Origin of the sequence: Clostridium manihotivorum (genome assembly GCF_004015185.1) — a bacterium.
In the GTDB taxonomy this organism is placed as follows: domain Bacteria; phylum Bacillota; class Clostridia; order Clostridiales; family Clostridiaceae; genus Clostridium_AR; species Clostridium_AR manihotivorum.
In genome coordinates this window covers 1,385,431-1,400,638 of record NZ_CP025746.1, presented here as the reverse complement: position 1 = coordinate 1,400,638, position 15,208 = coordinate 1,385,431, and the positions used below count along the sequence as shown (strand labels likewise).

Genomic DNA, 15,208 nt, shown 5'->3' with positions numbered 1-15,208 from the left:
TGATGTATATTTATCTCATCTCTATGATCTTATAATACGGTGTTTCTGTGACAATTTAATGACAAATAATACTTTTTACTGCTTATTATTTTGCTGCTCAGCTTTTTTTATTTGCTTATACTTTTTGGCTACAGCTTTAATCTGATTCACTATAGTTTCACTATTAGACTGACTAAGTACCTTTCCATTAGAATTAACAGACTTCTCATCAACTAACGGTGATTTTGATAGCTTTGAAAGTTCTTTCTGCATATTTAAATCCTTACTTTCATCCAAAAGCAAAGCAAGTGGTCTATCATTGATAAGCCCCTCTTCCTGAGAAGTATCTTTTCCATTTATTAGATTCTTAAGCTCATTTAAATATGCCCCATTATAATTCTTGCATAGCCTATGGTAAGAGAACGCCTCTTTATCATAAGAATTAAGCTCGTCTATAAAATTTTTATTATCCTTTAATAAGCCAAATTTATTTAAAACATCTGTTATTCCAATATAAGAGCCACCATACAACAATCTTTCCTTTAATATAAGCTTGTTATATCCACTAATAACATTCTTGTCAGAAAGTGACTTTTCATTTATAGGATTTATAAGTACCATTCCTGCTACACTCTGAGAGTACTCTTTGGCAAAGTTAGTCATTACAAGACTTCCATAGCCTTCACCTACTAGTATATAAGGTCCACTAACTGCAGCTTTCTTTAATATCATCCTAAGATCTTTTGCCTGCTCTTCTATAGTCTTTTTAGAACTGCCATCATTAAACCCGTAGCCTTCTCTATCATATATAAATATGTTTCCGTCAAAACCATCATTTAACCCACTAACAACATTTCTCCACTGAGCCATGCTAAGTCCTGCATCACCATCGAATATGACAGTGTAATCCCCACTACCATATACATCATAGTTAAACTTTTTACCACCTATTCTTAAATACTTACCCTTTTCTTTTATCTTAGCATCAGTTATTTTAGTATCAACAACCTTATATATAAACCCAATTACTATAAGAGCTATGATCAGATAAAATATAATCTTTATTATTTTAAACGGATGTATAGGATCTTTCAATTTTATCTTACGAAAACTATTTGAATAAGGAATAAAACTCATGTAAATTCACCTATTTACCTTTCGCCAAGTTTAAGGTTTGGTTTTGCATTTAGATCCATTGAAGCGATATTTCCCTTTATATATTCAAAGTAAGCTGCACTTCCAATCATAGCAGCATTATCTGTACATAAAACTGGAGCTGGGAACAGCACTTTAATTTCTTTCTTAGCAGCGCTTTCAGTCAATTCCCTTCTAAGTGCACTGTTAGAAGCAACACCTCCTGCTATAGCAATCTTATCAACATTTTTTCTCTTACAAGTTTCTAATACATTCTCTGTTAATACATCTATTACAGCCTGTTGAAAGGATGCCGCTACATCTGCCTTATTAACTTCCTGTCCTGTCATATCCATCTTATTTAGGTAATTAAGTACTGCAGATTTCACTCCACTAAAAGAGAAATCCAATGTATTGTCATGGAAGTTTGCTCTTGGGAAGTTTATAGCCTTTGGGTTGCCTTCCTTCGCTAACTTATCTATCTTTGGTCCACCAGGATATCCAAGTCCAATAGCTCTAGCCACCTTATCATAAGCTTCTCCTGCTGCATCGTCCCTTGTTTCTCCTATAACTTCAAACTTACCAAAATCTTTAACATGAACAATAAAGGTATGCCCACCTGATACTACCAAGCACACAAATGGTGGTTTTAAATCTTTATGTTCTATGAAATTAGCACATATATGGCCCTCTATATGATTAACTCCTATAAGTGGCTTGTTAAGTGAGTAAGCTAGACCTTTTGCATACTGTAAGCCAACTAATAATGCTCCTACAAGACCAGGCCCATATGTAACCCCAATTGCATCTATTTCTTCTAATGTTACTCCAGCCTCTTTCAAAGCCTCTTCTACCACTGAGTTTATGGCCTCGATATGTTTTCTTGATGCAACTTCTGGCACTACTCCGCCAAACTTTGTATGTATATCAATTTGTGATGATATTATGTTTGAAAGGACTTCTCTTCCATCAGCAACCACTGCTGCTGCTGTTTCATCACAACTACTTTCTATAGCTAAAATTAAAGTTCTACTCATATTTATTCCCTCTTTTTTTAATAAATTCATTAGATATTATACTTTATTGACAATGTATTATCAATGAATTAGTGCTGGAAAACAGCAATCTTAATAATATTGTAATATATGCACACTACTGCATTTGTAATACACCTTCACTTAGCTTACAATATATTATTATAAGACAAGTAAAAAAGGGGACCAGATTTTAATGGATATGTCATATGCAAAAGTTGTAGTACAAGGATCACCTATATCCAAATCAAATTTCAAATTATTCAATACCAACGGAAGGGCTATATTGCCATATAACAGTGGTAAATATCATGATAGATATGCCTTATACGAAGAAGAGATAGCCCTACAAGCTAGAGCTCAAAATCCTAATACTATCCTTTCTGAAGGCTTAATAGCGATTTTAAAGGTATACTACAAAAGCTCTAAACGCCATCCAGATACCAATAATATAACAAAAAGTATCTTTGACGGAATTGAAAAAAGCGGTTTGATAGTAAATGATGCTCAGATCAAGCACATAATAATAGAAGAATTCTATGATAAGGAGAACCCTAGATTTGAACTAGAACTCTTTAGTGAAAGTGAATTCTCCGTGGAGTATAAGATAGAAAAAAGAATAGAACCTCTAGAAAAGATTCTGTATGGTCCACCTTCAAATAAAGCTAATGCTCTAATTAATAATACCACTAAAAAAACTAAGACTTCAGAAACAAGTCTTTCCTGCTCTATATGTGATAAAAAGATAAAAGGTAATGATTATATTACAGCAAATAAGGGTAAATCAGTAATATGCAAATCTTGTTTAGTGAAAGGATTTTAAGATGAAAGTAATTTGTATTGGCGATAGCTTAACCTATGGATATGGATTGCCTCCCTCTAAAGGATGGGTAAGCCTTCTTAGCGCCTTAACAACTCATGAAATAATTAATAAAGGAATTAATGGTGATACCACTGTTGGTATATTAAGCCGCTTCTATAGAGATTGTATAGAACTAAGACCCGATATAGCCATAATAATGGCAGGTACTAATGATCTGCTTACTGGAAGAAATATAAAAACTGTTACAGACAATATTGTCTGTATGATAAAGGACTGTGTCCAAAATGATATTGCTCCTATAGTTATGACTCCACCATGTTCACTTCCAGAACTAGCAGAAGAAAGATGGTACTCTTCAATAGATTATAACTACATAAATGACGAGATACTGTCAATGCCTGATTTAATTAAGGAAAACTTAAAAGCTCTTCATCTTATTAATGAAGAACTTTTATCTGCTTCAAAAGTAATATCTGAATACGAATTAATGCCCTTACATTCTATAAATAAAGCTACATCAGTTATGTTACCAGTGATAGATCTAAGTAAAGTTATCCCTTTAAGCAGTGATTTTTATATTGATGGCATTCATCTAACACCAAAGGCAAATGAAATTATCTACAATACTTTAATAGAATATGTTAACCTATAAAAGTAGAAAACTTCACTGAAGCCATATTCTTCAGTGAAATTTTTTTTGTTCTTCTTCCTTTTCTAACTTCTATTACTACATCCTACTAAAACTTATATTTTCAAATCAAAGTGGTACATCTTTATAGGGTCGTTAGATCAACTACTAATTTATACACTTTTATAATATGTACTTATGTAATCAGCGGCATATTTGCCAACATCATAACCTTCAAGTGTTGTATCATCTGCATATCCATAGGAATGTATTAGATTGCCACAGGCATATATACCACCAATTGACGTTTCAAATCTCTCACTAACTACAGGGTACTTCTGTTTTGATTCCAGTTTTATTCTAGCCTTTTCTGCAAGGTCGCTTTCTGGCATCCACCCAACTGATAGAAGTAAGCAATCACAAGTTATTTTTTCCTTCTCTTCATGGAGTATATTTCCTGCTTCATCAACCTTAGCTATTGTAACGGATTCTATTCTATCGTTTCCTTCCACATCTAGAACGGCTCTAGATAGTAGTAACGGTACCTTAAAATCTTCGACTATGTCTTTAACCTTATCCTGCCTTGCATTTAGATTAGTCTTCTTTTCAACTATAGCTTTTATTTTTGCACCTTCAATAAGTAATCTTCTAGCAATTATCAAAGTGATATCAGAGGATCCTAAGATAACAATTTCTTTGCCAGGTAAAAATCCACTTATATTTACAAACCTTTGAGCGGTTCCTACAGTATAGATACCAGCAAACTTGTGAGTAGGAATATTTATATTACCAGTAAACTTTTCTCTACTGCCCATAGCTAATATTATTGATTTTGCTTTAACATCAACTATTCCTTCTTCAGGATTAACATAGCTAATAACCTTATCTCTATTTAAATCGATTACCATAGTATCTAATTTGTATTCAATGCCTAATTGATGTACCTTATCAATCAAAAATTGAGCATATTCAGGGCCTGTAACTTCCTTGCTAAGAATCTTTTTACCAAATGAATTATGTATACATATATTTAAAGCACCACCAAGAGTATTTTCTCTCTCTAATATCAGTATGCTCTTTATCCCCTTTTCTTTAGCTGAAATAGCTGCTGCTATACCAGCAGTACCGCCACCAACTACAATCAAATCATATTGATACATGCAAACACCTCTTTAGGAAATCATATTTAAACATATTAATTTTATCATAATTCCTTTTTTATGGATATATTAATATGTATTAAATCTATATTTTCAAGTTATTATCTCATTATATATGAATTTTAAAATAGACTTTAGATTTCCTATAAGCTTAATTGTAAACAATAATCTATATACTAGCACATACAAAATAAAAAAATGAACAAAATATATAAAGAACTTAGCTAATAAAAAATGAAGGGAGTAAGAACTATATGACTAAAGCATCAAAGCAACAACAAAATAAAGAAACTAAGCACAAGAAGATACATATAGACCATAATCCTAGAGAAGAAAGTTCAAGATCAGTTTTTGGAGAGCCTAAAGCTAAGGAACATGATCCTAAAGACTTTAAAATTTAAGAGGGCTTTTCACAGCCCTCTTAAATTCTTATATATGAAATACCCCTCTTATTGCCTTATTATAATTTCTACTTACAGGTATTTCTTCATCTGTTCCATTTAACTTAAGTATAAAGGTACCATTAATCCAAGGAACTATATTAGTTATACACTCCAAGTTTACAATGTAGTTCCTATGACACTTAATAAAATTAAATTGTTTTAATCTTATTTCAACCTGAGCAAGGGTTTCTTCACTGGTATATACTTGGCTTTCAGTTACAATATATACACTACCTTCTTTAACATAACAAAACAGTATTTCCTCAATATTTATAAGCATCAATGAGTCTTTTTTCCATACCGGTAGCTTCTTTAAAATCTTGTGATTGTGGTCTTTATCCGTTTCTTTTTTCCCTCTCAATCTATTTATAGCCAGTAATATTCTCTCTTCAGAAAAAGGTTTAAGTATATAATCCGATGCATCTAATTCAAAAGCTTTAATAGCATATTTATCATGTGCAGTAACAAATACTACTTGTATATCATCAACAAGCTTCTTAAATTCTTCTGCAGCTATAAAGCCATTTATTCCAGGCATTGATATATCTAAAAATACTGCATCAGGCTTCAAGGTTCTTATACTCTCTATTCCAGCCTTTACATCAGTGTATTTACCAACTATCTCTACCTCTTGATCCTTAGACAATACAAATGCCAGTTCTTCAATAGCGATTTTTTCATCGTCTATTATTATTATTTTAAGCATTCTTCTATCCCCTTACATCCCTTAATGTATTTATTATGTTTATCAAATTTTCTTCATCATATGGTTTTGCGATATATGAATCTATATAGCTTGTATCACCCTTTAGGTCTTCGTACATCATTCCAGTTACCAATACGGTCTTAATATATATATAGTTTATATCCTCTTTCAAAATCCTACACAATTGCAAACCATCAATATCTGGCAACTTATAATCTAAAATCAGTAAATCTGGCTTATTACTATAAACTACTTCTAATGCCGCTTTTCCATTGGAGGCCTCAAAGAAACAAACATCATCTATATATTCTCCAATTATCTCCTTAATCAACTTTCTACCATTTACCTCATCGTCAACAACTAATATCTTATACATCAACTTCTCCTAAGAAAGATTTATTTATATAAGCAACGAATTTTGCATTATTTTCTTCTATTTGTATTGTCAAGGTACCCTTATACTCAAGCTCTATTTGCTGTCTAAAAAGGTTTGTAAAATCACTATCATACTCATCATAATTTACATACTGGCCATCAAAACTTTTACAGGTCAATGTATAACATACAAAGTCTTTATCTATAAAAACTTCTAACTCTGCAAACGCATTCTGTTGTTTAACTATATTAAATCTAGATGACAGCTTGACCATTCTTAATAGCAAAAACCTTGGTACATATTCAATATCATAAATATCAGCATTTATAGTAAAGTTTCCTTCAAACCTAATATTCTGAATATAAATATATGTGTCCAGCACCTTTAACTCATCCTGCATTGCTACTACCTTTTTGTCATCCTTCAAAATCTCTCTTAAATATGCACTTATCTCCACTATTAGTTTTCTAGCCATAACTTCATTAGTTCTTGAAAAATATGAAATTGTATTTAACGTATTAAATAAAGTATGAGTTTCATAATCAAGTAACTTTCTTTTTATATCGCTTAGTTTTTTATGCTTTTTTATGTAATCCAATGCAAATAAGCTATATAAATAATATGCTATATTAATAATAATTGGTAACAAAGCCCAAAGTAAGCTTTGTTTTATAAAAACATATAAAAATAAACTATTAATTGATAACAAACCAAAATCAATTAATTTCTTACTGTTTATAACTTTTTCTGTACAAGAACTATAATTAATATTTTTCTTCATAAGTTTCCTCAATAAAATTCTCTGCTCCATAAATTTCTTTTGCATCACCATATATATTTACTTCTTTAGTAAAGGCACTATCTTTTAACTTCTTTATTGAAGTTTCAGCAGAGTTTATAATATTATCTACACTTTCTCCTGAGTTTTTGGATAAAGTACAAAGCTTATCACTAGCAACATGTCCTAGCTTAATACTTTTCTCCCCAATTTTTTTAATATTACTATTTTCTACTTTTCCCCCTATTGTTAAGGCTGATTTTCCTACAGCGCCTAGTAATCTCTCCGTTGACAATCCGCCTAATTCCCCAAAGAATCTAACTAATTTACCTGCTGTTATCATTTTTATACCTCTCAAAACCAGAGTTAATAATATACCTTCAATATTTAATTTGTACCGATTTATCTATAATTAATTATCGTTCACTATTAGTTGCTTATTTATACAATAGAAATTAAATATTATCTTAAGATATATATTATTACATACCATTATGTTAATAATACCATATTTCCCAACTTATTTTTAAGTTGTACTATATTATCCACTCATCTAACTAATATAATATAATTATTATGAGATATCTTCAACAAATTTTTGTACTCACGATAAATATATATATTTTTTTGTGTAGAATTATGTAATTTTATATACATAACTTCAATATATCCCAAAATTTAATTATATAATTTCATTGATTTATAATTTTAGTTATAATATAATTTTTGAGTTAAGAAGACTATTTTAATGAGGTGTTTTGATGAAAATTGGTAAACTTAATCTTTCGTCTATAAAAAAACTTTCCACTAAATTAACTAAAGACAATATAATAAGGGCAATTTTTTACATACTTATTCTATACTCAATAGCCTTTAAAGGTGCTTTTTTCTTAGGATTTGCAGAAAATAAAGATCCTTACACCTTTAACTTTTTCATAGGTTATAATAAAGCTCGATACTTTTTCAAATATTATCTAGCCTTTACCGCAGTATTTCTCAGCTTTGGCTTTCTGTTTAAAGGTATCGGTAAATACATCTATATGCTTGTAATTAATTTATTTCTTACATTACTTATGATAGTTGACTTATGGTACTTTAGGGGGTTCCTAACTGTTCCTTCAGTTATGGTTGTTACTCAAACTGCAAACCTTGACAATATGTCTGGAACAATACTATCTCTAGTAAGCAAATATGATGCAGTATTCATACTAGATTTTATAATTTTATTTATCTATATATTCTTTACTTCAAGGTATTTTAAAAAGGTAAGACGTAGTATAAAATCTTTTGCTATAGTTTTTGCTATTTCAGTAATATATATAGGTTATATTCCTTTTAATGTTTATATTCTTCACAGAGAAGTCAGTGGCAGCTATATGTTTAGCGGATATGACCCTATGGATTCAGCTAGATACTTTTCCGCAGTTGGATACCACGTTTTAGATATATATAATGTATACAAAGATTCAAAGCCATACAAACTTACAGCTGAAGAGAATAAAGAAATAGGGAATTTCTTTACAGACAAGAAAGAAAGTCTTCCTGATAATAAGTACAAAGGTGTTTTTGCTAATAAGAACCTATTAGTAATTCAAGTTGAATCTCTAGAAAACTTTGTTATAAATCAGAAGATTGATGGCCAGGAAATTACTCCAAGCTTAAATAAACTTATAAATAACTCCATATACTTTCCTAATACCTTTGAGCAGGTTAACGAAGGTACAAGCTCTGACTCAGATTTAATGGTTAATACATCAATGCTTCCTTTAAGAAGCGGAAGCACATTTTTTAAATATCCTAACACTACCTATCATTCTCTTCCTAAGTTATTAGAGGAGATGGGGTATGATACCGCTGCAATTCACGCAGATAAAGGTTCCTTCTGGAACTATGCAGCTGGATTAAAAGGAATAGGTTTTAAAAAGTTTTTTGACTATTATTCTTATCAGGATGATGAGCAAATAGGTTTAGGCCTTAGTGACGGAACTTATTTAAGACAGGTTGTTCCTAAAATCCAAAGTCTAAAGCAGCCCTTTTACTCCTTTGTTGTAACGCTTACTAGTCATGGTCCTTTTGACCTTCCTGACAAGTATAAGGAGTTAAAGCTAACAGGTGAGTTAAAAGATAATATAATGGGAAGCTACTTCCAGAGTGTCCACTATACAGACAAGCATATAGGTATCTTCTTAGACAATCTAGATAAAGCTGGTTTACTTGATAATACTGTTGTTGTAGTTGTTGGAGATCATACAGGGGTTCATAAATACTATGATGATAAAGTTAACACTCTGAAGAACCCAGAGCCATGGTATTTAGATAATGGCAACCATACTGTGCCATTTATAATATACCAAAAGAACTTTAAAGAACCAGTAAAATCTGATACTTACGGTGGTCAAATAGATATAATGCCTACTATTGCCTATGTACTTGGTATAGATGAAAATAAATACGCAAACTCTGCTTTAGGAAGAAATCTTCTAAAAACAAACAAAAGCTTTGCTGTACTTACAGATAAGACCTTTAAGAGCACCGGCAGTATTTCTTCAGAGGATAAAGATAGAGCTGTCAAATCTCTTCAACTATCAGACAAGATGATAAAGAGTAATTATTTTAAGAAATAGATGTAACATAAAAAAACTTATTACTGTTTGATTGTAGCTTAACAAGAGCTATATAGCACAATAAAAAAACCATAATGGAAAAATCCATTATGGTTTTTTTGCATAGTTACCGGTCACTGAGTTTACAACCTTAGACCATCTATCTACATTTTGAGAACCTACGGCCCACTCGCACATAACTATACTTTCATCAGCCTTAAGATCAATACTTCCTACTGGCTGAGCTACTATCTTACCTTTACTTATTTCATATATGCTTACTTTATCTTTTGTTACTATAAATACTAGTCTTCCATTATAAGCTGTATATGCATCATATGCTGAAGGTACAACTTCCTTTATTGAATTCCATGGTACAAACAACTTATCACGATTTATAAGCTTTTTAGTAGGTGGATAATTAATATTGAAAGAAACTCCACTAGAACTATTTTTATCTTTGTCACTTATCTTTCCCTGTAATATCCAGTGACCATTTCTTCTTGCCATAGTGTAGTTTTCATAGTCAGGCTTTGAAACGTACAATTTTTCTTTATCTGCGCTTGGTAAACTACGGACCTGTTCATCCCACGCCGTATAAAAAGCTTTCTGTGCTTCCTCACCTAGTAAAGTTCCTATATCTATTCCTTTAGAAAATCTAGTATTATCTATAGGCATCATCTGGTCAGCATAATAATTATTGTTAAAATTGCTACCTATATAGTACTGAGTAGCTATGTAGTCATTGCTGATAAACTGTATATCTCTATACAAATCATAACTAGGGAGTTTAGTAATAACCTTTCTACTTACTTGCCTTTTGGCCTCGTTTAATTGTGCTACTTCTAACTCTTCATTTACAGTTCCTCGTTCTTCCAGATGATCAAGCTTTATTGTCCAAAAGCCTTTCGCTCTAGGTACAAGCAAATCACTTATACTCTTTATTTCCCCTAATTTATTATCACTAAAAGAAACCCATATAGTTCTATAACTTGCAGCTCCATATTTTCCTCCAGAAAGGTTTTCTCTAGCAGATTTTATGCCTAACAATACACCTACTGGATCATTATAATTTTCATTTGAATTGTTTATGGAATCACTAGACTTTATATTTACTCCAACTTCACTCTGATGTAAAGTTGTATCACCAAGCTTCACTAAAGTATAAAGCACCCCTCTATATATAAGTAATCCATTAACAGAATCTAACTTAATAAAATCACTAAAAACGTTATTATCATCTGATACTGAGGTGACATCAACATCTTTATTAATTGCATCACTACTATTAGTCCAATTATATTCATTTATTAAAAAATACCTTAAATTAACAACCTTCAATTTATATTTAGGATTGGCCAAATAATTCTTACCAACAGCTGCTAATTCTTGGTTAAAGGATACTGAGCTATTTAATAGCCCATCAGCTTCCGCTTTATCACTTATAGTATTATCCATAACTTCATACTTAGTGATCTTCCAACTACCTTCTATATCTAGTTTATTTACCTTTGGTGCTTCTATAACTTCACCTTGATCTTTTAGTGTAGCTGATATACTTGTACATCCTGTCAAATATAATACTAATAGCAATATTTCAAATATCTTAATCACATTTTTCATATTCTTCACCCTTAGGCTTCAAAAGGAATGGTAACAAGTACCTTGGTTCCTTTATTTAATTCACTATTAATTTGGAAAGTACCCCCATGCATCTCTATTATCTCATCGCATATAGAAAGTCCTATACCATTTTGAGATTTTGAGTTTTTACCTTTAAAGAATTTCTCCTTTACTCTTGGAATTTCTTCCTTACTTATTCCACAGCCAGTATCATTTACTTCGATTTTTAAGTTATTTTCCGCTTTATACACTTTTAATAAAACCGATCCCTGGGAATCAGTGAACTTGAAGGCATTGTCTAATAGATTGATAAGCACTTGCTTTAATCTACTAGAATCAGCACTTATTAAAGGTAAATCTGGCTCACAATAAACAGTAAATTCAATGTTCTCCCTCTCAGCTCTTGGTCTTAGATAAACATTAACATAATCTATCAACTGACTTATATCTACATCCTCTATATTTAGTTTAACCTTGCCAGATACAAATCTAGAAAAATCTAAAAGCTCTTCTACCATAGCAGACAATCTATCAGACTCTTTTTCTATTATCTTAAAGCCAGTATCAAGCATGGCTCTGTCAGTTTCTTCATTGTTGAGAACTACTGCCCAGCCCTTAATTGCAGTAAGCGGTGTTCTTAACTCATGAGATACAGAGGATATAAAATCATTTTTTAACTCATCTCTCTTTTTTAGCTCTTCAGCCATATAATCTAAAGTATTGGCCAGACTACCGATTTCATCAACTCTTTTACTATTACTTCTAACTAAAAGATCTCCTACTGCCATTCTTTCCGCAACTTTCGTAACTTCCTTTATTGGATTAACAATACTATTGGCTAGTATATAGCTTAAGAATACGCCTATCATAAATACCATTACCCCTATGGATATAAACAGTATAGATATAGCCCGAATGGATTTGTTCACTTCTTTAAGGGAAGTAATAAACCGTAATACCCCATCCATCTTATTTCCTGACATTAAGGGGTACGACACTGCCATTACTTCATTTGAATCATAATAAACCCTTCCAATCCATCTTCCTTTTTCGCCCTTTAAAGCTTTTCTTACATCATCATCATGAATTACAACGCCTTCTTTTACACCTATAGAATCAGCTATAAGCTTTCCATTTAAGTCAAGAACCTGAACCTGAGCATTAGTCTGCTTCCAAAAAACATCCACATTGTCATATATATTATCAACAAGAGAAGATGAATAACAATACTTTCTATAAAAGTCTGCTGAAGTTTTAAGCTGATTAACTAATAAGGCCTCTGTATTATCATAATAATGCCTTCTTAAAAAGAATATAAATAATACTTCTAACAGTGTAACTGTGAAAAAAACTGCCACCAGAAAATATATAGTAATTTTATATTTTATACTTCTCATATATTGTCACCTATTTCTTCCATCTATAACCTGTTCCCCATACTGTTTCTATATATCTAGGGGTAGAAGCTGTATCCTCAATCTTTGATCTCAATCTTCTTATGTTTACATCAACAATTTTAGGGTCTCCAAAGAAGTTTACTCCCCATACAAGATTTAATAGTTCATCTCTGCTAAAGGCTTTACCTGGGTTCTCAAGAAATATCTTCATAAGTAAGAACTCCTTAGGAGTAACATCTATTTCCTGATCCAATTTAAATAACTTCTGAGAATATAAATTCATTTCAAAAGGTTCCAATACTAATTTATCACTATCCTTCTTGTCCACCTTTTCATCCATTCTTCTTAATAGTGCTTTCACTCTCAATGTAACTTCCATAGGATTGAAAGGCTTAACAACATAATCATCAGCTCCAAATTCTAACCCCATAATCCTGTCCATGTCTTGTCCCTTTGCTGTCAGCATAACTATTCCCATGTTGGGATATTCCTTTCTAAGTCTTTCACAGACCTTAAAACCGTCTATACCGGGAAGCATAACATCCAAAATCGCAATATCAGGTTTCTCTAAAAGTGCCAGTCTTATTCCTTCTTCTCCATTTGGAGCTTCGATTACATTATAATCATTTCTCTCAAAGTTTATTTTTAGAAATCCTCTTATACTATCTTCATCTTCTACCAACAATATTTTTGCCATTTGCTAATCCTCCTACATAAATATCTATAATAATCTAATCCTTTATTTCTAAACTTAGCCTTATAATAAACTATTTTAATCCCTAATAAATTAAAAAATCATTAATTTTTATTTTACAACAGGTCGATTCTTATCTTTAGGTTCTGCTTAATAGTAATGTTGAATTTAAGTGGTCAGTCATCAGATTCTTAAATGAGCTTGCGCATATATCATATCCTTTATGACCACCTAATTTAAATACTATACATTAGAAGCGCCTTTTGTATTAACTTACAATATTTCATATAATTATATTATATATCCTAAAACTATAAAAGTAGAGATACCATACTTGGTTCCCTACTTATAGCTTGTACATTATTTCAAGGTTTTAAACTCATATCCTTTATTTTTTAAATCTGTTATTATATCTTGTAGAACTTCAGCAGAAGTTTCTTTTCCATAAGTATCATGCATTAGAATAACTACCTTTTTTTGTCCTTTAAAGGTTTCTTTATATTTATTAAAAAGCTGTTCTTTAGTTCTATGCTTTGCCTCAGCATCTCCTGTTAAAGCATTCCAGTCTATATACTTATATCCTCTTTCATCAAATATCTTATCTGTGGCTCCAACACCTTTCCAGGACATATGTCCTCCTGGAAATCTTACCAGTCTAGTGACAAAGTCTTTACCTAACACACCTTTTAGTGCATCATTATTTTTATCTACCTCACCCATAAAACTATTAATATCTACGGTTCCATTAGGATATAAAGTTTTATAAACATGTGTATATGTATGATTGCCTATGGCATTACCTTGCTTATATGTATCCAATAATATATCTTTTGCCTTTTGACTTTTTTCTAATTCCTTACCTACTATAAAGAAAGTAGCTTTTATATTATTATTTTTTAATATATCCAAAACTCTAGGTGTTACTGTTGTAGAAGGACCATCATCAAAAGTTAAGAAAGCTATCTTTTTATCATCATTAATCTTAATACCCTTTGATATAAAATCCTGTATAGGTCCAGCATCATAACTATTTTTGTCTTCACTAAGCTCTTTATTTATTTCTTTCAATGTATTACTCTTAACTTCACTACTACTATCAGTTTTATTACTGCTGCTACTTTGATCATTACTATTGTTTTTACTAGTATTATCGATATTAACATTATTGTTCTTTGCATCACTAATCACAGATGCTTGTACAACTTCTTTTTTCACTAAGACACCCTGTCTATAATGGAATACAGTACATCCTGCTGCTATTATTAATGTACCTGTAAATACTGCTACACTAACCCTTCTGCGTCTTTTTCTTCTAGCCATCATCCTTGCTCTTTTGTTATTAAACAAAACTACCATCCCCTAATTTTCGATATATATGGATATTATGATTTATTATCTCTAAATAAATCTAACATATATACATAATAAACTATTTTTCATCTCTACAAATTACATTTTTATAAAAGAAAATTACAAATTTGTAACATCATGCATTTAGCAAGTAAATTAACTTCCTTTTTATTGGATATTTTTTTTAATTTATATATACGCTTCTAATTATATTGCATTTTTTTACATTAATTTAATGAATATACATTTATTATACCTCAAATTATGTGATAAAAAAATATAATAAAATCTTTTTATCAACATAATTTTTATAAGTGACAATTTTCGCCATACTATATAGTAATGAAAATTTTTTAAAAATCAAAAAACACCAGTTAATAAATAACTGATGTACAAATTCAAATGGCTCCGCGGAGAGGGTTCGAACCTCCAACCTATCGGTTAACAGCCGAGTGCTCCACCATTGAGCTACCGCGGAAT

Annotated in this window: 15 protein-coding genes and 1 tRNA gene; 4 read left to right on the top strand and 12 right to left on the bottom strand. The window is 31.1% G+C overall.

The genetic code is table 11. From position 1 onward, the window contains the following. Positions 1-75: 75 nt before the first annotated feature. Complete coding sequence (locus C1I91_RS06320) at positions 76-1,116, bottom strand: alpha/beta fold hydrolase (RefSeq protein WP_128212076.1); 1,041 nt, start codon at positions 1,114-1,116, stop codon at positions 76-78. A gap of 14 nt (positions 1,117-1,130) precedes the next feature. Next, positions 1,131-2,150, bottom strand: coding sequence for a tRNA (adenosine(37)-N6)-threonylcarbamoyltransferase complex transferase subunit TsaD (tsaD, locus tag C1I91_RS06315; protein WP_128212074.1), 1,020 nt, complete (start codon positions 2,148-2,150; stop codon positions 1,131-1,133). 193 nt (positions 2,151-2,343) lie between these two features. Between tsaD and C1I91_RS06310 the strand changes: the two genes are divergently transcribed. Together C1I91_RS06310 and C1I91_RS06305 are read left to right on the top strand one after the other, a co-directional pair. Continuing rightward, positions 2,344-2,970, top strand: coding sequence for a RusA family crossover junction endodeoxyribonuclease (locus tag C1I91_RS06310; RefSeq protein ID WP_128212072.1), 627 nt, complete (start codon positions 2,344-2,346; stop codon positions 2,968-2,970). 1 nt (position 2,971) lies between these two features. Beyond that, positions 2,972-3,622 carry a GDSL-type esterase/lipase family protein gene (locus C1I91_RS06305; protein ID WP_128212070.1) on the top strand — a complete coding sequence of 217 codons (651 nt, stop codon included), beginning with the start codon at positions 2,972-2,974 and terminating at the stop codon, positions 3,620-3,622. Between the two features lie 149 nt (positions 3,623-3,771). On the opposite strand, the gene C1I91_RS06300 is transcribed toward C1I91_RS06305, so the two are convergent. Then, positions 3,772-4,758 carry an NAD(P)/FAD-dependent oxidoreductase gene (locus C1I91_RS06300; protein WP_128212068.1) on the bottom strand — a complete coding sequence of 329 codons (987 nt, stop codon included), beginning with the start codon at positions 4,756-4,758 and terminating at the stop codon, positions 3,772-3,774. Positions 4,759-5,012: 254 nt separating this feature from the next. On the opposite strand from C1I91_RS06300, the gene C1I91_RS28075 reads away from it, so the two are divergent. Then, positions 5,013-5,159, top strand: coding sequence for a CPC_1213 family protein (locus C1I91_RS28075; RefSeq protein ID WP_164880470.1), 147 nt, complete (start codon positions 5,013-5,015; stop codon positions 5,157-5,159). A gap of 28 nt (positions 5,160-5,187) precedes the next feature. Here the strand turns inward: C1I91_RS28075 and C1I91_RS06295 are convergent, their stop codons facing one another. The 4 genes from C1I91_RS06295 to C1I91_RS06280 are packed head-to-tail and all read right to left on the bottom strand — an operon-like array spanning position 5,188 to position 7,404. After that, positions 5,188-5,907, bottom strand: coding sequence for a LytR/AlgR family response regulator transcription factor (locus C1I91_RS06295; RefSeq protein ID WP_128212066.1), 720 nt, complete (start codon positions 5,905-5,907; stop codon positions 5,188-5,190). A 4-nt stretch (positions 5,908-5,911) separates the two neighbouring features. Then, a complete protein-coding gene (locus C1I91_RS06290; protein ID WP_128212064.1) occupies positions 5,912-6,283 on the bottom strand; it encodes a response regulator in 372 nt (123 codons plus the stop codon). Continuing rightward, positions 6,276-7,064 carry a histidine kinase gene (locus C1I91_RS06285; protein ID WP_164880469.1) on the bottom strand — a complete coding sequence of 263 codons (789 nt, stop codon included), beginning with the start codon at positions 7,062-7,064 and terminating at the stop codon, positions 6,276-6,278. The genes C1I91_RS06290 and C1I91_RS06285 overlap by 8 nt, the downstream gene beginning before the upstream one ends. Further along, positions 7,048-7,404 carry a hypothetical protein gene (locus tag C1I91_RS06280; protein WP_128212060.1) on the bottom strand — a complete coding sequence of 119 codons (357 nt, stop codon included), beginning with the start codon at positions 7,402-7,404 and terminating at the stop codon, positions 7,048-7,050. The genes C1I91_RS06285 and C1I91_RS06280 overlap by 17 nt, the downstream gene beginning before the upstream one ends. 418 nt (positions 7,405-7,822) lie before the next feature. On the opposite strand from C1I91_RS06280, the gene C1I91_RS06275 reads away from it, so the two are divergent. Next, positions 7,823-9,685 (top strand): LTA synthase family protein, encoded by a 1,863-nt coding sequence (locus C1I91_RS06275; RefSeq protein ID WP_128212058.1) that lies wholly within the window; start codon positions 7,823-7,825, stop codon positions 9,683-9,685. 87 nt (positions 9,686-9,772) lie between these two features. On the opposite strand, the gene C1I91_RS06270 is transcribed toward C1I91_RS06275, so the two are convergent. The 5 genes from C1I91_RS06270 to C1I91_RS06250 all read right to left on the bottom strand — a co-directional run bounded on the left by C1I91_RS06270 (position 9,773) and on the right by C1I91_RS06250 (position 15,206). Further along, positions 9,773-11,287 (bottom strand): hypothetical protein, encoded by a 1,515-nt coding sequence (locus C1I91_RS06270; RefSeq protein WP_128212056.1) that lies wholly within the window; start codon positions 11,285-11,287, stop codon positions 9,773-9,775. 11 nt (positions 11,288-11,298) lie between these two features. Continuing rightward, positions 11,299-12,684 carry a sensor histidine kinase gene (locus tag C1I91_RS06265; protein WP_128212055.1) on the bottom strand — a complete coding sequence of 462 codons (1,386 nt, stop codon included), beginning with the start codon at positions 12,682-12,684 and terminating at the stop codon, positions 11,299-11,301. A 10-nt stretch (positions 12,685-12,694) separates the two neighbouring features. Next, the gene (locus tag C1I91_RS06260) at positions 12,695-13,381 is read right to left on the bottom strand and encodes a response regulator transcription factor (protein ID WP_128212054.1); all 687 of its coding nucleotides are present in this window, start codon (positions 13,379-13,381) and stop codon (positions 12,695-12,697) included. A gap of 357 nt (positions 13,382-13,738) precedes the next feature. Beyond that, positions 13,739-14,725, bottom strand: a complete 987-nt coding sequence (locus tag C1I91_RS06255; RefSeq protein ID WP_164880468.1) for a polysaccharide deacetylase family protein — start codon at positions 14,723-14,725, stop codon at positions 13,739-13,741. Between the two features lie 406 nt (positions 14,726-15,131). Further along, positions 15,132-15,206 (bottom strand) — tRNA-Asn (locus tag C1I91_RS06250). Positions 15,207-15,208 lie beyond the last annotated feature (2 nt).